This is a genomic window from Vibrio sp. 1731, from assembly GCF_033339955.1.
Taxonomy (GTDB): domain Bacteria; phylum Pseudomonadota; class Gammaproteobacteria; order Enterobacterales; family Vibrionaceae; genus Vibrio; species Vibrio alginolyticus.
The window spans coordinates 24,991-47,205 of the sequence record NZ_JAWOVO010000015.1 but is presented as its reverse complement, the minus strand read 5'-3'; the positions used below and the strand labels follow the sequence as shown (position 1 = coordinate 47,205).

Genomic DNA, 22,215 nt, shown 5'->3' with positions numbered 1-22,215 from the left:
AGATTATTTACCATCATTTACATCCAGCCAATGGTACCGTATCTATCAAGTTGTTCGAATTTTTTGAAGGAACTTTAAATCGTTTGTAAAACTGAAACTTACAGCTTAACTTCTTGTTCTATCTCATACAGCTCTTCGGAAACTTCTAACATTCTGCGTTCAACCAGTAACTTAGCATCTTCAACACCCTTGTTATAGTAAATTGGCCCTAGTTTTTCTGTAATAAAATCAATTAGAAACTCACTATCGAACTGGCCAATTTCAACATCTAGCTCGTCTTGCATGTAATCTTGAATAGCGGTGGCCAGCGCCTCTTTTTGTGCGCGTTCTAGCTTTATCATTTTTTCCCTTTCAAATTTTTGTTCAACTTCTGCTTCTTTCGTGTTGTTCTATTAAAGATTAGACACGGTCATTTGTGAGAAATTTGGTGTTTAGATCAAGAAGTTGCCGAAGTAAATTAGTCTATTCTCAAAAGACTATGCTAACCTTTTGCAGTTCGTTTTGTAATTATTAAGGGATATTCTTTGCTACTCGACCTAGTTATTCAAAGTGTTAATGATTTTCAAGACGACTGTCTTAAGCTGTGTGAAAAGCATTACCCTGCGGTGCATAACCAAGGCATGAGTGAGCATCATCTTGGTCTCGCGTTTTCAAGAAGGATGGAACATACTTTTCGTCACTTTGGATACAACTGCGTGATAAAGCCAATCGAAGTGTTGGATTCTCCAGACCTTCCCCATCACTATCGAATTTCATCCGACATTGGCACTGTCTGGGTTCTGAGTCACCATATGGTCAGTGCCGGAAAATCTTGCCGGGAAAACTTACTCTCATCAATTACGGAATGGCAGAGTGAATATGGCTATGCCTTACAGCCTAATGACCTACTCTTTTTGGTTTGCGATCATTGGATAAGTCGCAGCAAAACGAGCCGAGAATTACTTCATTGGTGGATGGGTGAACTACCCGATCAGATCAACGAATACACAGAACAAGGAATCACACTGTACACCAGCGAGTCGCAACTCACGCAATCTTTGGACACTCGATTCGGTATTAGCCCTTGTTACATTAAGTTTGGGCATCCTTTACGGCGTTCGAACAAACAGCAGTTAGTCAGAAAATATTTGCAGTTGTATGCCGTACTGCAATGGTAGCATCAAATTGAAGTGCTGAGATTATCAATTATTTCATCAATTTGTTTGATATCACTCGACAAAACTACCCATCCATTACCATCGTTCTTGCTTGAGTTAATGAGCACACTTAGATTCATTGCCAATGAAATAGAAAAATTAGCGCGATAACGCTGATGTTGAGACATTGATTTAGGTTGTGGTAACAATGATGAGCATCTCGCAACTACTTAGTTGCATCCGGAAACAAGCCGACGGGCAGTATATTGCGAAATACGCGAACTTCACTCTCCGCAGTGTCTTTCAACCCATATATAAGAACGATATTTCTATCGTTGGCCTTGAAGCACTGGTAAGAATTAGCAATGCCAATGGCACCATGGTTAGGCCAGATCAGTTTTTCCAATCCAAAGCGACTCCCACTCAAGATTTGCTCAATGTTGAACGCTTAAGTCGCCTAATCCATATCAAAAATTTCTCTCAGTCTCGCTTTCACACAAAACAATTGTTTCTCAATGTATTACCGGTAGCGGCAGAGATACTAGTCAAAGACATCACGTATAACCGACTGCTAAAACAAACCATTTATGAATCGCATTTGATGAATGAACAAATCGTCATGGAGTTACTTGAATTGAAGGTGGAGGATGAACTCTCTTTGTCGCAAGCAGCTCGTGAATTAAGCCAAGGCGGGTTTAAATTGGCGATCGACGATTATGGCGTCAATGCATCGACAACTGAGCGAGTGAGAAGCGTTTGCCCAGATATAATCAAGATGGATCGCTCTTTATTGCTAAGGTATGAAAACGGTGATTTTAAAGCGCTTAACGATGCATTATCACTCGCAAAAGCGTTATGCTCTAAAACCGTTATCGAAGGAATTGAAACCGAGCATCAACTTCGCTTAATGAAAAAGCTCGGTTTCGATATGTATCAAGGGTACCTACTTGCTATCCCCCAAACGTTAGACGTCTATGAAGAGGCAAAAACAGCCTGACTATGTAAGAACAAAAGTTTGCGCGGTTTAGCGAGAGCTACGTGATTTACCACGATTCTTATGAATCGCCAATTTTGCTTTTAGCTTACGCTTCTCAGATGAACGACTACGACGACGCCCACCCCCATTTTGTTCAGGCTCAACTTCTTCTACAAGACTTGGTTCGAAACCTGCCAGCCATTCTTGGGGTAAGCGTTGATCAAGCAGGTTCTCGATAGCTTGCAACAAGTACTCCTCATCTCTACTCATCAGAGAAACCGCCAAACCTGACTTTCCTGCTCTTCCAGTGCGGCCAATTCGATGGACATAATCTTCTGCTTTGAATGGCATATCAAAGTTCACGACTTGTTCTAGCTCTTGAATATCTAACCCTCGTGCTGCCACATCGGTTGCAATCAAAGCACGCACCTTACCTTGTTTAAATTCATCCAAAGCTCTTTGGCGGGCGCCTTGTGATTTATCGCCGTTGATAGAAACCGCTTTGATGCCATCTAACTTGAGCTCTTTCGCTAACTCATCACTGCCTTGCTTCGTTTTTGTAAATACAAGCACTTGCTGCCAATTCCGCGAGCCAATTAAGTACGCTAGCAATTCACGTTTCCGTTTTTTATCCACTGGATAAACCATTTGTGTTACCGTTTCAGCAGTCGTATTTGCTGGTGAAACTTCGACTTCAACTGGCGATTCCATGAGTTTATACGCAATAGTTTTGATTCGCTTCTCAAATGTCGCAGAGAACAATAGGATCTGTTTCTCTGCAGGTAAACGTCGGAAGATGCGCTGCAAGTCAGGCCAAAATCCCATATCTAACATACGGTCGGCTTCGTCTAACACGAGCATACCGGTTTTAGAGATGTTTACGTTACCATTAAACAGGTGATCCAAAAGGCGGCCTGGCGTGGCAATCAAAATATCAGCGCCCTCTTCTAACTTTCTCTTTTGTACGCCAATGCTTGTACCACCATAAACACACACGATGCGAAGTTCTGTTTCTGCCGAGTACTGATTCAAATTATCAAATACCTGCTGTGCAAGCTCGCGTGTTGGAACCAAAATCAATGCTTGAGGTGTGCCGTTAAGTTTCTTTTGCTGAACGGTTTGTATGATAGGTAAACCAAACGCAGCCGTTTTTCCCGTACCAGTTTGTGCAGCAGCAAGTAAGTTTTTTCCTGCAAGGACGTGTGGAATTGACTTTTCTTGCACTGGTGTTGGCGTCACGATATTTAGATTGCCTAGCGTCTCGATTAGCTTTTGTTCGATGCCTAAATCAGCAAAATTAACAGACATGTGTAACCTCATTATTTTTGGAGCGCAGAGTTTACCAGAGCCCCTAAAGCCATACTACTTTTCTATCTCATTGAGTTGAGTCATTAAGCTGTTGCTGAAAATCATACGACTGGCGCAAAACATCTCGATAAAGTGACGAGAACTTCTCTTCTAATTCGGTGTAATCACTTTCAATCACTTTAAATGTTGTGGTTAAGTCTGCCATCCTAGGACTTCTTTGCGACATCCGATGTAGTGCAAATTCTATATTGTCTAGATCTTGATAGGATTGAAGCCATCGGCCATGCCACATTCTGCTGTGGAGCACCAAAAAACGTGGCGGCAAATGTTCATGAACCTCTCGGTTTACTCTCTCGTATGCCGTTTTTACAAAGTGTTCGAGAGACACGGAGTGAAAGTCGTTCCAGTGTTTTGCGAGGCAATGATCCCAAAACATATCTAAAGCGATAGGTGCAAAACGTCTCGCAACACCAGTGAAATGAGGCTTACATTCGTTGACGATTGGATGATGGTCAGTAATACGGTCAACAAATCTATGTAATCTGATGCCATTTGAGATATCGCGATCATACAGCTTGCTTGGATCTCCTTTTACGAAGTCTCCAAGCAAGTTTCCCAATAAATGGCTGTTACTGTGTTCTGCGATATGCAGGTGGGCTAGAAAGTTCATTCGACGCCAGTTTTGGCCTCTAGGGCTTGGTGTGACATGAACCTAGTATAACGTCAATTACGACGAGATGAGAGTGTTCCGCTATTCGGCTTCGTTGTCTGAGCCAACGTATTCCGACAAGATAATGCCAATTTCAAGCGCATCTAGCAGCTCTAGGCTCTCATCGTTTTGGTATTGGTCGCTCATTGTGACCTCCTTTATTTTAAGCTCTCTTGCTTTTACTTGCTGACGGCCTGGCTCTTGCCATATCCACATCAGCAACTCCTTTTTATAGTCTTTATATGACACATTCATGACAGCGAGAAGTAAAGATTTAAAAACCTATGAGCATAATCAAAAGTAAACGATTGCAATTAGGTTTCATATCCACTTAACACTTTAGAGAAATGACTCTTTTATCAACATTCATGTCAATTTAAAGATATAACATACTGTTATAGGCGTCCTTAGATCTCATTTCTTAAACTAAATTTAGTATTCGTTACATATTTTGCTGATTAACTTCGCATATTTTGTTTCGATATAGCAATAGATTTGGTCAATATCTTTTATCTCTAATGGAGCTTTAAATGAGAGAAGTTGAGTTTAGAACGATAGACAGGCTGTTTATCAAGATGTCTATCAACGACAAAATGTGGGTTATATTCCTACTATTTTTAGTAGCCCTCACTTCAGTGGCTGGAAGCCGCTACTTCAATGAAATACAACAATTTGAGCAGCAAGCCATCTCGGCGAGCGAAGCGAAGCTTTCTGGTATCGTTGATGCTCAATCAAACCGCGCTACAGAAATTGACGGCGTATCGAAATCGAACCGCGTAAGCGAGAGTTCTTTTGTCGATGGGTCTGTGACCGCTTATGCCAAGTTGCATTCTGGAGAAGTGATTAAGCTGACTCAAAATGTGTCCACACAATACGAATCGTTAAAATCATCAGCTCTATCGTCACTATTACTTAGCTTCTTATGGGTTATTCCTTTTGCCCTATTCTCTTACTGGGTGGCAACGTTTATCGGAGGAGCTCTGTGGGTTTTATATACAACAACCGAAAAAATTGGTGACGGTGACTTAACCTCTCGTCTTGGTTTTCATCCAGGTCGAGATGAATTCGGTACCATCGGCTGTGCGCTAGACAAGTCTATGGATACCTTAAGTGAACTGGTTAATAGTGTTAAAAATAATGCAACGATGTTGAGCGAGACATCTTCTGCATTCGAAAAAGATATGCAGTTGAGTGAAACCCAGATATCTCATCAATATCAAACGCTTGATTCAGTCGCGACGGCAATGGAAGAAATGACAGCCTCTGCAAAGGAGGTATCAAGTATTTCTCAACAAGCAACGACGCAGTCAGACCAAGATGCCCAGAAGATCGAACTAAGCAGAAGCCGTGTACAAAACGTGATTGGCGAGATAGAGACGTTATCTAGCTATATTGAACAAGCCTCTACGTCAGTAACCAATTTAAACGAGAATACGACGCAGATTAATGACGTAATCACAACGATTAACGCCATTTCAGAACAAACTAATCTGTTGGCACTAAACGCAGCAATCGAAGCAGCCCGTGCTGGTGAACAAGGTCGTGGATTTGCAGTGGTTGCCGATGAAGTACGTACATTAGCAAGCAGAACTCAACAGGCAACAGTAGAGATCCAAGCCATGATTGAGAAGCTTCAAATTGAGAGCCAGAACATTGCTTCAATCACCAACCGAACCGTTCAGCAAGCTCAAACCAGCAGCCAGCTTATTGATGAAATCGGCCATGATGTTACCTCTATTGCCGAGTCAGCACGCTCATTAATGGACATGAGCATTCAGATTTCCACATCTGCTGAAGAACAAAGCGCAGTTGCTAACGATATTGCATCGGAACTTTCAGAAATTCGTAGTCAATCAAGCACAATCAGAGAAGTGGCGGAGCAATCTACCGCTGGCGTCGCTAATCTCACGCAAGCCTCCGTTTCTCTTGGTGAGATATTACAACGCTACCGCACCGCATAACGTTGTGGAACTTATGATCAACAAGGGCTCCTTAAGGAGCCCTTTTCTTTAAACCGTGTTCAACTATTACCTTCGATATTTTCTACGACATCCAAGTGGATATTTGAAGTGAATCTCAAGTTCTCGCTGTACCGGATGAAATAATGTTCTTAAACAAAGCGTTCCGCTATGCTTGATCTTGCCAATTCCAATTTGCTGCTGGAAAACAATATGAATAATTACAAAGACACAAAAGACATAGAGAACCTGAATTGCCCACTCTGCCAAGGAGATGAATATCTCATTTCATCGGATGGCGAGAAATTCACATGCGCTGCTTGCGGATTTCATACAAAAAACTTCTCATCTATCCAATGTCTACATCAAACGCCTTACCTACAGTCTAAACTTAAGCACATCCACAGCTTAAGTCCGGTTTGCCATTAGTAGGTCAAACAGAGCAGCCACACAGCTGCTCTTTTAATTCATCTAAATGATGGATGCGAATTACACGCTCGTCATCAACACGATTGATAGCTTCACCATTAAATAACTGTACCGTTTTGATACCGGCGTTTAATCCCGCCTCAACTCCTTTAGGCGTGTCATCAATATAAAGACAGTCACTTGGTAAAAAGCCCATGCTCATAGCACTGTACATGATTAAATCGGGCTCAGGCTTCCAACTATTCGCATCGAATGCTGAGAACACTTTGCCTCGGAAAGCATCGAGTAAACCGGTTAACTCCAAAGCGTATTCAATTTTATCTTTAGGTCCATTAGACGCCACACAATATTCGATATTATGCGAATCTAAAAACTGAATTAATCGTTTTGCGCCATCCATCGGCTGTAAGTGACGCACAAAAAGGGACTGGACTTCTTCTCGGTATTGCGGCTCTAAAACATCAATTGGAACTTTGATATCTTTCAATTCTTTAGTATCTAAAAGGATGTCAGCGAGCTTTCCTCCTTTAAAGTGAGAAACGCACTCTTCCATCGTTAACTCAGCCCCATGCTGGTTAAATACATTGACGAGCGCTTGGCAACACAGTCTTTCGCTGTCGACCAACGTACCATCACAGTCAAATATCACGCACTTAATATTGGTAATTGCCATAGCCATCTCCAGACGTCTTAAAGGCTTAAGCCCAAGCTGATTTTAAGAATGTTTGGATTAATCTTATTTGAGTTTGGGATTGTTGAAACGACGAGCTTGGCATTTCATGGAAATAGAAGGGAGCAATTACAGTTTTTCTAAGCAAGATCACCCAACGTCATCTTGCTTTACTTTTTATGCACATTGATGTGTAAGTTAGTCTTCGATAACCACTGAGTCTAACAGTTTTTGCTCGGTGCTTAGTCTTTTAGCCAGATCAGCCACAAACGAGCTTTTGTATTTTGATTCAGAAACAGCAACATCAGAGATGAGTGTATTTCCTTCGAGATGGCTAACAATAGCAGCACCAATTGGGACTCCTGATTTAAAACCAACATATAATTCAAAATCTGGCGTGAGGATAATCTGTGTCAGATATTCAATGATCATATCTTTATCATACTGCTGTTCCCAGCGCTGAGATTGCAAGATAGAGAACATAATGGTCAGTCGATGAAAATCGACCAGAAAAATATCGTCGGGGTTAAATTCAGAGTCACTTTCCAGTAGTGTGTCTTTGTCGACTACTTGATACGTTGCTTTTTCTAGCGTTTTGAAATAGACATCGCGCCCTTTCAAACTCTCTGGTGTCGGAAATTCAACTTCGACCAGATCATACAGCCATGTATTTTTACGCTCGATACTGGCTAACTGTTGTTCATTCATCTTGATACCTTCGTTTAGAGCAGTACATTAGCATGAAGCCCGCAACAAACCTAGCGCACATAGACCTTTCCGTGGCTAAATTTTGTTTTAGGTGCAAACCTCTGATAGATTTCATCAATATCTTTCCTAGTTAAGGACAAAAATAATGAAAAAGATGCTGTTAAGTGCATTGCTTGCTACTACTCTAGTTGGTTGTTCAGATAACGATGTTGCTGACGTGGGGCTCGGTTGGTTTACTTTGAAAGACATCAAAGTCGGTGAGTTGAAAGACGAGGTGGTAACAGGTGTCACATGTCACATCGCCTCTATCGAAGCGGATTTCAGCTTAGCAGATCCAAGTGATAGCTCAATATCATGTCGTCAGACTGGCGAAATCACACCGGAAATGATTGCAAAAATAGATAAGAGTAAGTCCGGTGAAATTGTATTTAAGAAGTCAAAAAGCATTTTCTTCAAAACAATGAAGGTTCGCCGTATTTATGATGCCGATAACCAAACCTTACTCTACTTGTCTTATACAACAAAAGAGACCGATGGTAGTTTTAAGCATAGCCTTTCGACAGTCCCACTTTGGGGTACCAAGGCTTACGTTGAGCCAACTGAAGTGAAAAAGTAACGCGGGTAAATTTAGTTAGCGCGGAGCAGGCTCTTTCCGGGCGCTGCTGAGCAACAAGTTTAAAAAACAACCCATTGCAATACGACAAGCGCCATAAATTGCAGCTGCTTTGGTTGCTATTTACTCAGCTCGCTGATTTTTTCAGCGAGCAGACTTCTTTGTAATAAATCACCACGATTTTCATTTTTTTGTGATACAATCCCGCCTCTTTTTTTTCTCACTCAAGAACAAGCATGAAGTTTCCTGGTCAGCGTAAATCTAAACACTACTTCCCAACTCACGCTCGAGATCCATTAGTAAACCAAATCCGACAGGCACCTAAGCTATATCGCCCAACTATTGTTGGTGTCGGTCAAACCATTGTAGATATCGAAGCACGTGTAGATGACGCGTTTTTAGAGAAATACAACCTGAGTAAAGGACATTCGCTCGTTCTTGAAGAAAGCAAAGCAGATGCACTTTACGAAGAACTGGTTGAGCAAGGCCTGATCACACACCAATACCCAGGTGACACGATTGGCAATACTCTTCACAACTACTCGGTTTTAGCCGATAGCAAATCCGTTTTGCTCGGTGTGATGTCTAAGAACATTCAAGTCGGTTCTTTTGCTTACCGCTACCTTTGCCGTACGTCTTCACGCATGAACCTTAACCATTTACAAACGGTAGATGGCCCTATTGGTCGCTGCTACACCCTAATTTCTCAAGACGGTGAGCGTACATTTGCTATCAACGAAGGTCATATGAATCAACTACTTCCGGAAAGCATTCCTGAAGAGATCTTTGAGAAAGCATCAGCCCTGGTTGTTTCTTCTTACCTAATGCGTGGTAAAGAAGAAGATCCAATGCCTAAAGCGGTACAAAGAGCGATCGACTTTGCTAAGAAGCACGATGTCCCTGTTGTACTTACGCTAGGGACAAAGTACGTTATCGAAGGTAACGCACAGTGGTGGCAAGAATACATTCGCGAAAACATTTCTGTTGTCGCTATGAATGAAGAAGAAGGTGCGGCGCTAACAGGTGAAACAGAGCCGCTAGCTGCTGCTGATAAAGCACTTGAGTGGGTTGATCTCGTACTTTGTACAGCAGGACCAAATGGTCTGTACATGGCTGGTTACACCGACGAGAAAGTAAAACGAGAAACCACACACGACATCCTTGAAAGCTCCCTCGAAGCCTTTAACCAGTACGAGTTTAGTCGTGCGATGCGTAAAGAAGACTGTCAAAACCCAATGAAGGTCTACTCTCACATCGGCCCTTACCTTGGTGGACCACTAGAGATTAAGAACACTAACGGTGCAGGTGATGCAGCCCTTTCAGCCTTACTGCATGACATGGCAGCAAACTCTTTTCACCAAAAAGAAGTGCCTAACTCAGAAAAGCACGAAGTACGATGCTTAACCTACTCCTCACTTTCTCAGATTTGTAAATACGCAAACCGAGTAAGCTATGAAGTGTTGACGCAGCACTCTCCTCGCCTATCGCGAGCGCTTCCTGAACGAGAAGATAGCTTAGAAGAGACTTATTGGGATCGTTAAAACGACAACTTTAAAGCTAAAAATATATCAAGGTCACCATTTGGTGGCCTTTTTGTTTTTATCTAGCACTATAACGAGTAGATTTCGTTAGTATGTCGCACAATACGAAGCAGTAAACTCTTTACAAGCCTAACCGAAACAGTACCATCACCAAGCAGACCTTTGCCTCACAATAATACTCGTTATAACTCAGGTAGTTTTTCAACGCTACCTGTGCCACTTTGGGGATTCTCCATGCAGTCAGATATCGAAATTTGCCGAAACACACCACTTTCTTCTATTGATGTTATCGCGGAAAAAGTAGGACTATTGCCCGAAGAGTATGACACTCACGGGAAGCACAAAGCCAAAGTCCACCCAAAATGTTTGGAACGACTCAAAGCAAATGATGACGGTAAACTTGTACTCGTCACTGCGATCACGCCGACTCCTCTTGGCGAAGGAAAAACCGTTACGACGATAGGACTGGCGCAAGGTTTAGCAAAGCTTAATCAATCTGTTATTGCATGTATAAGGCAACCTTCGATGGGACCCGTCTTCGGTATTAAAGGTGGCGCAGCGGGCGGTGGTTATTCTCAAGTAGCTCCAATGGAAGAGTTAAACTTACACCTTACTGGTGACATTCACGCAGTGACAGCGGCGCACAACCTTGCTTCAGCCGCTCTTGACGCTCGCTTGTTCCATGAGCAACGCGAGGGTTATGATGCCTTTGAATCACGCACCGGGTTAAGAGCACTTAAAATCGACACGGCAAGTATTACTTGGAAACGAGTGATGGACCATAATGATCGTGCACTACGTAAAGTCAAAATTGGCCTCAATGATGCAGGAAAAACCATCAATGGTTTCGAGCGTGACGAAGGGTTCGATATTTCAGCGGCTTCCGAGTTGATGGCTATCATTGCACTAGCCAAAGATTTAAAAGATTTACGTCAACGTATTGGGAAAATTGTCGTAGCGTACGATTTGAACGGAAACCCCGTCACTACGGAAGATCTACAAGTTGCAGGAGCAATGGCAGTAACACTAAAAGAGGCGATTGCACCAACACTGATGCAAACTCTAGAAGGTGTTCCTACGTTGATCCATGCAGGTCCATTTGCAAACATCGCCCATGGAAATTCATCCATTATCGCGGACGATATTGCGCTAAAACTGTCAGGTTACACGGTAACTGAAGCCGGTTTTGGTTCGGATATGGGATTTGAGAAAGCGTGTAACATTAAAGCTGCTGCCGCCAACAAAGCCCCGGACTGTGTAGTGATCGTAGCAACATTACGCGGCCTCAAAGCGAATTCTGGACACTACGATTTACGCCCAGGTATGGCTATTCCAGATTCCATTTTTAATCCGGACCAAGCAGCATTGGAGGCTGGGTTTGAAAATTTAAAATGGCACATAAATAACGTTCATAAATACAGTTTACCTGCTGTCGTTGCCATTAACCAGTTTCCACAAGATTGTGTGAAAGAGCTTAAAGCTCTTGAAGAGCTGATTCACCAATTTAATCCCGAAGTTAAAGTAGCCATCAGCACCGCTTTTTCGCAAGGCGGACAAGGCGCAACGGAACTAGCTCAACATGTTATTGATGCGTGTACCACGCCTGTAGAGTTTTGTCCGTTATACAACAAAGAGCAATCATTACTCGAAAAGCTCATGGCAGTATGTGAAGCGGGCTATGGAGCAACCAATATAGAAATGACTCCTATCGCGACTGAACAGCTCAAACATTTTGAGCAATTAGGCTTTAACAACTTAGCGGTTTGCATCGCGAAGACACCACTATCGATAACCACAGACTCCGCAGTCAAAGGCGCACCAACTGGTTTTACCGTCCCAATCCGCGAGCTGCGCTTGTGTGCGGGCGCAGGATTCGTTTATGCATTATCTGGTACCGTGATGACGATGCCAGGCTTACCTGATAAACCCGCATTTATGAACTTAGATCTTGATGATGAAGGAAATATCGTCGGTCTCTCTTAGTGCAGTGATAACGTATCGCTATCAGTGAAGTGAGCATATTCATTGAGTGAGTGGTCTACTTACCTATCCACTCACTCTCAACAACTGTGAAAAGAGTTGTCTCAGGCCTTCTACTCTTGAATTGTTGATACAAAGCTCTCCTGCCTTACATCAACGCGCCTGTTTTAGACCTTTAGAGTTAAGACGCTAACCCTAAGCCTTGTTTAGCCATAGTTATTAAGCTAGAAAAACCTATTTATCTTCTTGTTTTGTCGCCACTTTACATTGTAAATCCATACTTGTTGACTTCTCCTTTCTACAATTTTGCGCCAATTTGATGCACGGGCTATTTAGCGCTTCACTAATATGGTGCAGTTGTCTTACAGTGAAATTTTAACCTCCTTGATTTTTAAGGAGATATTCTATGGCTCGATTCTTGTAGTAGACTTATTCACTAATAAGCACATTAGCACATGCTTTTCAAAACCTCTGCGTTGCATACCACCTCCTTCAGGTTAGCACCGTTTTGATGCATGTCAGAAAAGGGAAAGGGAATACTATGGAAGACGCACTCGCCGTAATTTTAGCAGGAGGGATGGGGTCTAGACTCAGCCCACTCACCGATGACAGAACCAAGCCAGCCGTACCTTTTGGCGGAAAATATAGAATTATAGATTTCACACTAACCAATTGTTTACATTCGGGTTTACGCAAGATCCTTGTTTTAACCCAATATAAATCTCATTCACTTCAAAAACACTTACGAGACGGCTGGTCGATATTCAATCCAGAGCTAGGCGAGTACATTACTGCTGTTCCACCACAAATGCGCAAAGGTGGTGCATGGTATGAAGGAACCGCCGATGCGATTTATCACAACATGTGGTTGCTATCGCGAAATGATGCAAAGTATGTGGTTGTGTTATCCGGCGATCATATCTATCGAATGGACTACGCCGCAATGCTTGAAGAGCATAAAGAGAAAGGTGCTAAGCTCACCGTTGCCTGTATGGATGTTCCCGTAGAGGATGCTTCAGCATTCGGTGTAATGGGCACCGCAGAAAACGGGCTAGTTACTTCATTTATAGAAAAACCAGAATGCCCACCTACCCTTCCAGGAAGCAAAACCAGAAGCCTCGTTTCCATGGGAATCTATATCTTTGATATGGATGTTTTAAAAGAAGCACTCGAAGACGACTCAAAACTCAATTCATCAAGCCATGACTTCGGAAAAGACATCATACCTAAGCTAATTGATACCGAATCCGTTTACGCTTATCAATTCTGTGGAAGTAAAGGGCGCGTCGATAAAGATTGCTATTGGCGCGACGTGGGTACCATTGATTCCTTCTATGAAGCGAATATGGATCTACTAGAACCTGTGCCGCCAATGAACCTTTATCAGTCTAATTGGGCGATTCGTACTTACGAGCCGCAGTTTCCACCAGCTCGTACTGTATCGTCGGCCACGGGTAATGAAGGCATTTTTATTAACTCCATCATTGCTACCGGTGTCATCAATTCCGGAGGCTCGGTACAGCACTCCATTATTTCCTCTAATGTACGCATTCAAGATAGTGCAACGGTAGTCGATTCCATCATTTTTGATGACGTAGAAGTTGGTGAAGGAAGTCAGTTGGTCAACTGCATAGTTGATAAACATGTTCGTATTCCGCCACATACTCAAATTGGCATCAACAAACTTGAAGATGCGAAGCGATTTAAAATCTCAGACAAAGGTATTGTCGTCATACCCGAAAGTTACCAATTCGATTAAACGACAAACTATCACAACAAAAAAGCGCACGATAGTCATCGTGCGCTTTTGTTTAAGTGCCTGTAAACATTAGGCTATAACAAATAATCCATAATAATTAGATGTTACATACCGTTGACCAGCTACCATCTGTACCCGGTTCAGCCGCTGTCCACCAGTTCGCTTGGTAAACCACACCGTTGTGGATGATCTTATCACCTTGGTTAGCGTGGCTTGGATTACCTGCCCAATCCGTTTGTGGCAGAGCTGGGTATGTCACTAAACCTGTCGTATCACACGTACCTGGTTCAGTGGTACCACCACCCGTGCCCGCATTTAGGTCACCAATTGGTAGATCTGGCTGTTCAAACTTAAACGCAAACTCTTTACCACCAGAAATCACTGAGTAGTTAGCCGGACCAGAGATTGGTAGGTAGTAAACCATATCAAGCTCGTAAGTGCCGCCCGCTGGCAAGTCTTTCCATGCTGGTAGAGAGAACGACACACGGTGCATTACGCCATCTAAGCCACCAATGTTGTTTGCTCGAGTATGTCCAGAAGCAATCACTTTCAAACCACCACCTGATTGGTCTTTCGCGTTGTCCGGTGCAGATACTGGGATATCGAATTGGAATTCAGTACCGCCAGGGATCGCTTGACCAGTGTTGTTCGTAAACGTGATTTTCGGGTTAATTGGGTAGTTTTGGTCGCCAACTTTGAAGCCGCCAACACTAACAGTAATGTCTACTGCTTCAGTTGGTGTTGGGCCAGTCGCTACTTTGTTGCCGTAAGGCGTCGCAGACTTAAACTTGTCGTAGATAGCTTTGGTCATAGTGTTACCCATGTGGTATTCACCATTACCCGCCGCACAAGCTTGTTCAGTTGCATCTACTGCCGTACGATTACCATTTGCATCCAGTACGTAACAGTTGTAATCACCGGCTAGTTCCCAGAACATGATACCGCCGATCTCTTTATCGATAACGTAATCGGCTTTCACCTCGATAGAAGCTTTATCTTCCGTAGATAGGAATACGCTCTTCTCTGCGTTCCACAACCAAGGTGCCACAGCAACGCTATCGTAATGACGGGTATAAGTACCAACAAACTTATCTGAAGGATCGTTGACAGGGTCGAGACCGTAAGCAGCTGCGTAAGAGCCCCAAATACCGTTTTCTAGGTTCTTAGCATGCCACATTGGGTTAGAACCAGCGCCCATTTCGTTTCCTTTAGGGTCGGTATCATGCCACATGTTGTCGATACCAATAGCACCGTGACCACAGTTGTTCTTCTCACCTTCACCTGTGCCCGGTTGGCACTCTGCTTGGTTTGGTAGTGCCGCTCGGCCCCAAAGGCCATTTTCGCCACCAGTAACACCTTGCCAACCACGGGTGTAGTAAGGAACACCAATGTTGATACGACCTGCTGGCATAGAACCACGGAAGTAATGGTAAGCCCAGTCTGTGTTCAAGTAACCGATACCACCGTATGCAGCAGTGCCGTATACGTTCCACTGCGCTAGCTCAGAGTCTTTACCTGTATCGAATAAAGCCGCGTTATGACCAACGTGATCATTCCAAGCCCCATGCAAGTCGTAAGACATGATGTTTACGTAGTCTAGGTACTTAGTTACATCGAAGGTTTCCATCCCACGTAGCAAGTAACCTGAAGATGGTGCTGCGATAGTCAGCATATAATGAATACCATCTTGCGCGGATGCCACATCAAGTTTCTCACGCAATACTTTCATCAGCTCTTGGTAAGACGCCCATAAATACTGACGACGTGGTTCCATGAAGTCTTTGTCGTAAGGGTTACCAGCACCAGCCATTGACGTCGGGTATTCATAGTCGATATCCAGGCCATCGAACTTGTACTGACGCATCATTTCAACGGCTGAAGTTGCGAATTTCTCAATACCAGCATGATTAATAGAACCGTCCGCATTCGTCGTCATGGTGTAGAAGCCACCATCAGCTACACGATCGCCGTTCGTATCGAAGTGACCGCCCGTTTCAGCCCAACCACCAATCGAGATTAGCGTTTTAACATCATGTTTTTGCTTGTAAGTTGCTAGTGCACCAAAATGACCTTTAAAACCAAGAGCAGGATCTACCTCAACGCCTGGCCAAGTTTTACCTGTAGCAGGGTTGTTAGGATCATTAACGTCGCCAACGTTTACTTTGCCGTCAGAACCAATGCTCACAAACGCGTAGTTAATGTGAGTAAGTTGTTCCCAAGGAATGTCTTTAACAAGGTAAGTCGATTGTGGGTCGTCACCTGCTCGCCAACTGGTGAAGTAGCCGATTACACGACGTGGGTGATCAGCCCCCATTTTCTCACGGCCTTCTTCGTCATAAATAGAACAGTAAGGAACATCTACACCCGTTGTTTGATAAAGACCATCAGGACGACAATTAGATGTCACTGCGCCGCCGTTTACCGTTAACGTTGCAAGTGCAGAATCTGCTGTTGCTCCAGCATCATCGGTTGCTTTCGCATAAACACTTAATGAGCCAGCTTGTGAAGGGGTTACATCCAGCGTGTATGGCGCTGTTGTAGCAGTGCCAGCAAGCACACCTGCAACATAAAAATCAACTTTAGCAACGGTACCATCCGCATCCGTAGCATTTGCAGTCAGTGTTACGGAACCACCCAGGTCAATAGAGTTCGCAGAAAGCACGACATCCACTGTCGGCGCTTCATTACCAGGTTGCGCTGATGCCACAGTTAACGTCACAACACTTGCCGTACTAACGGCACCTGCATCGTCATAGGCCTTGGTAGAGAACTCGTGCTGTCCTTCAGTTGCTGTCCACGATGCAGCATACGGCGCAGACGTTGCCTGACCAACTAATACACCATCAACAAAGAACTCTACTTTGCTAACAGTCCCATCAGTATCTGCCGCATCTGCAGCTAGGTTAACAACATCACCCGCAGTCACAGAAGCCGACGCAGAAGGCGATGTCAGAGTAACCGTCGGGACTTCATTCTGAGGTGGATCAACCGGTCCAGTGCCATCACAAGCGCCAAGTGTTTCCCACTCGCCCCACTCACCAGATTGCGCTGGATTATTGTTTTGCGTCCAGTAACGCGCTTTATAAGCATTACCTTCATGCTGAACTTGGTCGCCACCGTTATAAACTTTTGATGATTGCCAAGTTTCTAGAGGGGCACAGTCAACTGCTGCGTAGCTATTGAAGGCCATAAGACAAGAAGCGGTGAGTGTGCTTAGTGTGAACACGTTTTTCACTGCGTTGCCGTTTTTAAGGTGCATAATCGCTCTTCCTTAAGTTATTGTTAAAACAATACTAAATGCGCTAAACGAAGCGCATCTATACTTTTATTTCGACGTAAAATAACTTAAGTACAAGTTGGTGATTTCACACTATCTATTTACGAGTTTTCCACACCGCCTCGCAACAATCCACTAAATGATTGCAACAACGTACCTATTATTTGGCACCAGTAACTAATTTTATAACTTAAATAAATATGTCACTCGCAAATTAATAAAAAAGGTAAAAAAAGTCGCCATTTTGAAATAAAGATCACTAAGCCTTTGTTGACCTTGGCGTTTCATTAAAATGCCGCTTGTACTCGCGACTAAACTGTGATGGGCTCGTGTACCCAACCATTCTCGCTGCATCATTAACACGTCGCCCCTCTAACTTGATCAATTCGCGCGCTTTGTTAAGTCGAACTTTCTTAATATATTGCAGCGGAGATTCAAGCGTGACATTGCGAAATGCTTGATGGAAAGCAGACACACTCATGTTGGCTTCTTCAGCCAATGCTTGTACGTTCAACTGTTCGTGATACGCTTGATGCACGCGATTTAGTGCTTTAGCGACCCTCGCGTAAGAACCTTCTTGATGTGCTAGGTCAAATAAAACATACCCCTCTTTGCTCACCAAAGTACGATACACAATTTCCTCAAGAAGCAGCTCGCCAAGCATGATAACATCAAGCTCGTCACACATTGCTTTCATTAACCGCTTGCACGCATCCAACATACCTTCATTCATACGTACCGACTTAAGGCCGCAGCGGGTAGCATCCAGACACTTATTACTGAATTTCTCAGCCTCTAATTTTTTAACGAGTTTATGAAGAAGCGTTGGCGAAATATCTATCGAAATGCCAAGTAAAGGCTCATTGTTTGTCGCAAACGCTTCGCACTCTAGTGGCATGGGAACCCCGACAACAAGGTAATCATCGGGCCCATATTGCACTGGTGTATCACCAATATGAATGTTCTTATGCCCTTGACCCAAGACGATGATGCCGGACTGATAGACAAACGGCTGGCGATGATTCCCTTTGCTACTGCGATAAAACCATACGCCATCTATCGCTGTTTTCTTCATACCTTCTAGGTCATGCAGCCCCTGCTTTTCAACATATTGCTGCATGATATCTGCGAGAGTGTGCATTAGAGCGCTCCATCAATGACCAACGAGTTTGGTCTCTATTATCGTTTCGAGCACTATACTTCCTCTCGACTTTAACTTTCTAGCTCAAGAGCATCAATTTTGTAGAAATAGGCAAATTATTTGCAGAAATCGACCTGTTAACCATCGTTAATCAGGACTAATATGCATGTATTCAATCTCCTTCACTGGAAGCAAGAGGGCTAATAATGAACTTTTCTTATGTAAACCCAACCAAGATTTTCTTTGGTCAAAAACAAATCGCAGCAATCAAAGAAGCTATCCCATCCGACCAAAAAGTTTTAGTGGTATACGGTGGTGGCTCCATCAAAAAAAATGGCGTGTACGACCAAGTAGCAGAAGCTCTTGAGGGACATGAATGGCTAGAGTTTTCAGGTGTTGAACCAAACCCAACCAAAGAAACACTCGATAAAGCAGTCGCAATGGTAAAAGAGCATGGCGTTGACTTTATTTTAGCGGTAGGTGGTGGTTCAGTCATCGATGGCTCCAAATACGTAGCAGCAGCATCAATGTATGATGGTGATGGTTGGGATATCATGATTGGTAAGCACCAAGTCACTGAAGCGACGCCTCTAGCTGCAATTTTGACATTGCCAGCAACAGGCTCAGAGTCAAACATGGGCGCAGTTATCACTAAAAAAGAAACTCAAGACAAACTTCCGTTCATGTCTCCAGCAGTGCAGCCAAAATTTGCCGTGTTAGACCCAGATGTAATGAAAACACTGCCAGAACGCCAGCTTATCAACGGCATTGTTGACGCATGGGTGCACGTATGTGAGCAATACTTGACGCTTCCTACCGGTGCAATGGTTCAAGATGGTTACGCAGAAACACTGCTGAAAACTTTAAAAACACTCGGAGAACAGTTTGCGGAACGAGACGACGATATGTGGCGCGCAAACTTAATGTGGTCTGCTAACCAAGCATTGAATGGGTTAATTGGTAGTGGCGTTCCACAAGACTGGGCGACACATATGATCGGCCATGAATTAACCGCTCTATGGGGCGTTGATCATGCGCGTTCTCTTGCAATTGTCCAACCATCGTTACTTCGTAACCAAATGCAGTTTAAGCGCCCTAAGTTAGAACAAATGGGTCGCAACGTATTTGCTCTTGAAGCAGGTGAGGATTTAGCAGAGCGCACAATCGAAGCTATCGAAGCGTTTTATCATCAACTTGATGTCGCAACTAAGCTCGAAAACTATGGTGAGAGCCGTGAACAAGCTATCGATGCCATCATTGATCAACTAAACAAACACGGCATGACTGTTTTAGGTGAAAACCAGGCGATCACACTTGAACGTAGCCGAGAAATCTTAGAGTTAGCTGTCTCATAACTGCAACAATTCTTCACTGCCCTTCCTAGGGTTTAACGGTATTGTGACTTAACAGTCACAATACCGTTTTTTTATGCTATTTTGTAAGCCACATCACGTTCAAAACGAGGAGGCTTCTAAAAACAACGATTCCCTCCAGACAAAAAATCGGCCGTGTTGGTTAGTAAAGAGACAACTGTCCAGCTTTACACAAATAAAAATAATTGAGATCAAAGAACGAGTTAACTCGTTAATTAAGTTTTGATTTGTTGTAGTGATGTACTACATAATTTTGTCTGTTCGAGAAAACACTTTATGTGGCTAGTTGTTGTCGTATTAGCATTCATACATATCATCAGTATCCGTAAAGGCTCTAAATGGCTCTTTTACGTTTCTAAACCATTACCAGTGCTCTGTATGCTTGGTATTTTAATTCAGTCCCCGGCTTACCCAATGCCATATGCGCATTGGATTTTGATTGGCTTATCGCTCTCGTTGCTTGGTGACGTGTTATTAATGCTCCCTAGAGACAAGTTCATTACAGGATTAGTGCTCTTTTGCTCTGCCCATCTCTCCTATAGTTATGGTTTTGCCATCATGTCAGCGTGGCATTTTACACCTTGGCTCCCAATTGCCTTGTTCGGACTCGGTATATGCGTCTACTGGTTGTTCCGACCGGATCTCGGTAAAGAAAAACGGCCAGTTGCTAGTTATATATTGGTACTGATGACTATGTGCTGGGCTTCGATCGAGTATTATTTGAGTGGGAAAACACAATCCTCCTCTTTTGCAGTGCTCGGAAGCTTTATCTTTATTATCTCTGGCATCGTATTGGCTTTCGAACGCTTTGGAGGACGGTCAATATTTTCACGACAAGTTGTCATGGTGACCTACTATTCTGCACAGACACTAATGGTTATGTCTGTTGTTGCGATTGTTGTTCGTTATCCGTATCTCGTTGAACTGAGTTAGTCATACTCTAGACTCTAGACTGCACCAACATTAAAGAAACATGGATGTATCTTGTAAGCGATCTGAATAGAGTCTTAAAATCATCGCCTAAACATTAGCTTATTCTTAATGAAATTACGCGCACAACTTGCTATTGTAAAAGGATATTTTTCCGTTATAGCGTGCCCCTTTGAAAGAGAATACTCCCGTCGTTGAGTTTAGCGACGTAAATAAGTGGTATGGCGATTACCACGCTCTAAAAGACATCAACTTCTCCGTGCATTCTGGCGAGATCGTCGTGGTGTGTGGCCCTTCAGGTTCCGGAAAATCAACGCTCATTCGTTGCATCAACCATCTTGAATCGATTCAAGAAGGCCAGCTTCATGTGTTCGACCAGCCTTCTCACGCAAAATCTCTCAAGCCCGGTAAAATCGGCATGGTGTTCCAACACTTTCACCTTTTTCCTCACTTGACTGTACTGGAAAACCTCACCTTAGCGCCGATTCGCACACTCAAATTATCAAAACAAGAAGCTGAAAAACGCGCAAAACATTACCTAAAGCGAGTCAATATTGAAGAGCAAGCGAGTAAGTATCCTATCCAGCTTTCTGGCGGTCAGCAGCAACGCGTCGCGATTGCCCGCTCCTTGTGTATGGAACCGGATTTACTCCTGTTTGACGAGCCAACTTCAGCGCTTGATCCGGAAATGATCAACGAAGTGTTGGATGTCATGGTTGAGCTGGCTCAAAGCGGAATGACGATGATTTGCGTCACGCATGAAATGGGATTTGCCAAAAAAGTAGCGAACCGCGTGGTATTTATGGATGAAGGCCAAATCTTGGAAATGAACTCTCCAGTCGCCTTATTTGAGACACCACAGCATCCACGCACCCAAGCATTTTTGAACCAAATTTTAAGTTACTGATGATAGTTCGCGTAATCAAACCTGTCCTTCAAGCTTTACTGCAAATGACGCTCCTCTTCATAGCGATTGTGTGGGTGTTGGACTCTGGTGCCGACGCTATGGGCTATCAATGGCAATGGGAGCGCGTACCTGATTACATCGCTTTTTATGAAGATGGCGAATGGTGGCCGGCAGAACTTATTGATGGGCTATTGGTCACGCTTAACACCTCTGCTATTAGTCTATTTTTTACCTTAGTGTTGGGGTTGGTCACCGCGTTACTAAGGCTTAGCGATTCGAAAGTCGGCAATGTTATTGGTACCACTTATGTCGAAGTAATACGTAACACGCCGTTGTTGGTGCAAATCTATTTACTCTACTTCGTGTTTGGCCCCGTGATTGGTTTGGACCGATTCAGCACCGCCGTTTTGGCATTATCCCTTTTCCAAGGTGCCTACACCGCGGAAATATTCCGTGCAGGTTTAAACAGTATTCCTAAAGGGCAATTCGAAGCAGCACAAACTCTCGGACTATCACCGTTTTACACCTACAAAGACGTGATTTTGCCTCAGGTTTTACAGCGCACATTACCGCCATTAACCAATGAAGTGGTTTCTTTGATCAAAAACTCTTCCATTGTAAGCGTGATGGCGATTTTTGATCTAACGACACAGGCACGCAACATCGTCTCAGAGACGGCGATGCCGTTCGAAATTTGGTTTACCGTGGCAGCAATTTATCTTGCTCTCACTCTGTCACTTTCTGGCTTGTCTGCATGGCTAGAACACAAACTCGGAGCCAGTTGGCGCAAATTATAAGGA

The 22,215-nt window shown here is 43.6% G+C and carries 19 protein-coding genes; 11 read left to right on the top strand and 8 right to left on the bottom strand.

Annotated features, from left to right (window positions below):
• Positions 1-98: 98 nt before the first annotated feature.
• Positions 99-341, bottom strand: a complete 243-nt coding sequence (locus tag R7035_RS16900; RefSeq protein WP_005390155.1) for a DUF2164 domain-containing protein — start codon at positions 339-341, stop codon at positions 99-101.
• A 183-nt stretch (positions 342-524) separates the two neighbouring features.
• Between R7035_RS16900 and R7035_RS16895 the strand changes: the two genes are divergently transcribed.
• Positions 525-1,157 (top strand): hypothetical protein, encoded by a 633-nt coding sequence (locus R7035_RS16895; RefSeq protein ID WP_005376385.1) that lies wholly within the window; start codon positions 525-527, stop codon positions 1,155-1,157.
• A 187-nt stretch (positions 1,158-1,344) separates the two neighbouring features.
• Positions 1,345-2,133 (top strand): EAL domain-containing protein, encoded by a 789-nt coding sequence (locus tag R7035_RS16890; RefSeq protein WP_017820946.1) that lies wholly within the window; start codon positions 1,345-1,347, stop codon positions 2,131-2,133.
• Between the two features lie 27 nt (positions 2,134-2,160).
• On the opposite strand, the gene R7035_RS16885 is transcribed toward R7035_RS16890, so the two are convergent.
• The 3 genes from R7035_RS16885 to R7035_RS16875 form a co-directional block, all read right to left on the bottom strand.
• A complete protein-coding gene (locus R7035_RS16885) occupies positions 2,161-3,420 on the bottom strand; it encodes a DEAD/DEAH box helicase (protein ID WP_005376383.1) in 1,260 nt (419 codons plus the stop codon).
• A gap of 67 nt (positions 3,421-3,487) precedes the next feature.
• Positions 3,488-4,090 (bottom strand): ACP phosphodiesterase, encoded by a 603-nt coding sequence (locus R7035_RS16880; RefSeq protein WP_053303599.1) that lies wholly within the window; start codon positions 4,088-4,090, stop codon positions 3,488-3,490.
• An 81-nt stretch (positions 4,091-4,171) separates the two neighbouring features.
• Positions 4,172-4,345 carry a hypothetical protein gene (locus R7035_RS16875; protein ID WP_017820948.1) on the bottom strand — a complete coding sequence of 58 codons (174 nt, stop codon included), beginning with the start codon at positions 4,343-4,345 and terminating at the stop codon, positions 4,172-4,174.
• A gap of 314 nt (positions 4,346-4,659) precedes the next feature.
• On the opposite strand from R7035_RS16875, the gene R7035_RS16870 reads away from it, so the two are divergent.
• On the top strand, positions 4,660-6,090 hold the full coding sequence (locus R7035_RS16870; protein WP_005376380.1) for a methyl-accepting chemotaxis protein: 1,431 nt from the start codon (positions 4,660-4,662) through the stop codon (positions 6,088-6,090).
• A 430-nt stretch (positions 6,091-6,520) separates the two neighbouring features.
• On the opposite strand, the gene R7035_RS16865 is transcribed toward R7035_RS16870, so the two are convergent.
• Positions 6,521-7,189, bottom strand: a complete 669-nt coding sequence (locus R7035_RS16865) for an HAD-IA family hydrolase (RefSeq protein ID WP_047103569.1) — start codon at positions 7,187-7,189, stop codon at positions 6,521-6,523.
• A gap of 195 nt (positions 7,190-7,384) precedes the next feature.
• Positions 7,385-7,894, bottom strand: a complete 510-nt coding sequence (locus tag R7035_RS16860) for a hypothetical protein (protein WP_005386088.1) — start codon at positions 7,892-7,894, stop codon at positions 7,385-7,387.
• 145 nt (positions 7,895-8,039) lie between these two features.
• Here R7035_RS16860 and R7035_RS16855 point away from each other — a divergent pair, with 145 nt between their 5' ends.
• The 4 genes from R7035_RS16855 to glgC all read left to right on the top strand — a co-directional run bounded on the left by R7035_RS16855 (position 8,040) and on the right by glgC (position 13,787).
• Positions 8,040-8,510 (top strand): CreA family protein, encoded by a 471-nt coding sequence (locus tag R7035_RS16855; protein ID WP_005397614.1) that lies wholly within the window; start codon positions 8,040-8,042, stop codon positions 8,508-8,510.
• A gap of 233 nt (positions 8,511-8,743) precedes the next feature.
• Positions 8,744-10,048, top strand: coding sequence for an inosine/guanosine kinase (locus R7035_RS16850; protein WP_005376376.1), 1,305 nt, complete (start codon positions 8,744-8,746; stop codon positions 10,046-10,048).
• Between the two features lie 234 nt (positions 10,049-10,282).
• A complete protein-coding gene (locus tag R7035_RS16845; protein ID WP_262651259.1) occupies positions 10,283-12,031 on the top strand; it encodes a formate--tetrahydrofolate ligase in 1,749 nt (582 codons plus the stop codon).
• A gap of 538 nt (positions 12,032-12,569) precedes the next feature.
• Positions 12,570-13,787 (top strand): glucose-1-phosphate adenylyltransferase, encoded by a 1,218-nt coding sequence (gene glgC / locus R7035_RS16840; protein ID WP_262651257.1) that lies wholly within the window; start codon positions 12,570-12,572, stop codon positions 13,785-13,787.
• A gap of 97 nt (positions 13,788-13,884) precedes the next feature.
• On the opposite strand, the gene R7035_RS16835 is transcribed toward glgC, so the two are convergent.
• Positions 13,885-17,046: a chitinase C-terminal domain-containing protein gene (locus R7035_RS16835; protein ID WP_262651255.1), complete on the bottom strand. Its 3,162-nt coding sequence runs from the start codon at positions 17,044-17,046 to the stop codon at positions 13,885-13,887.
• A gap of 277 nt (positions 17,047-17,323) precedes the next feature.
• Positions 17,324-18,205, bottom strand: a complete 882-nt coding sequence (locus R7035_RS16830; protein WP_136977118.1) for an AraC family transcriptional regulator — start codon at positions 18,203-18,205, stop codon at positions 17,324-17,326.
• Positions 18,206-18,411: 206 nt separating this feature from the next.
• Here R7035_RS16830 and R7035_RS16825 point away from each other — a divergent pair, with 206 nt between their 5' ends.
• From R7035_RS16825 to R7035_RS16810, 4 genes are all read left to right on the top strand, one after another.
• Positions 18,412-19,560, top strand: coding sequence for an iron-containing alcohol dehydrogenase (locus R7035_RS16825; RefSeq protein ID WP_005376393.1), 1,149 nt, complete (start codon positions 18,412-18,414; stop codon positions 19,558-19,560).
• A 294-nt stretch (positions 19,561-19,854) separates the two neighbouring features.
• Positions 19,855-20,511 carry a lysoplasmalogenase gene (locus tag R7035_RS16820; RefSeq protein ID WP_005376394.1) on the top strand — a complete coding sequence of 219 codons (657 nt, stop codon included), beginning with the start codon at positions 19,855-19,857 and terminating at the stop codon, positions 20,509-20,511.
• Positions 20,512-20,680: 169 nt separating this feature from the next.
• Positions 20,681-21,415, top strand: a complete 735-nt coding sequence (locus tag R7035_RS16815) for an amino acid ABC transporter ATP-binding protein (protein WP_005376395.1) — start codon at positions 20,681-20,683, stop codon at positions 21,413-21,415.
• Positions 21,415-22,212 (top strand): amino acid ABC transporter permease, encoded by a 798-nt coding sequence (locus R7035_RS16810; protein ID WP_256900949.1) that lies wholly within the window; start codon positions 21,415-21,417, stop codon positions 22,210-22,212. Before R7035_RS16815 ends, R7035_RS16810 begins: the two co-directional genes overlap by 1 nt.
• Positions 22,213-22,215 lie beyond the last annotated feature (3 nt).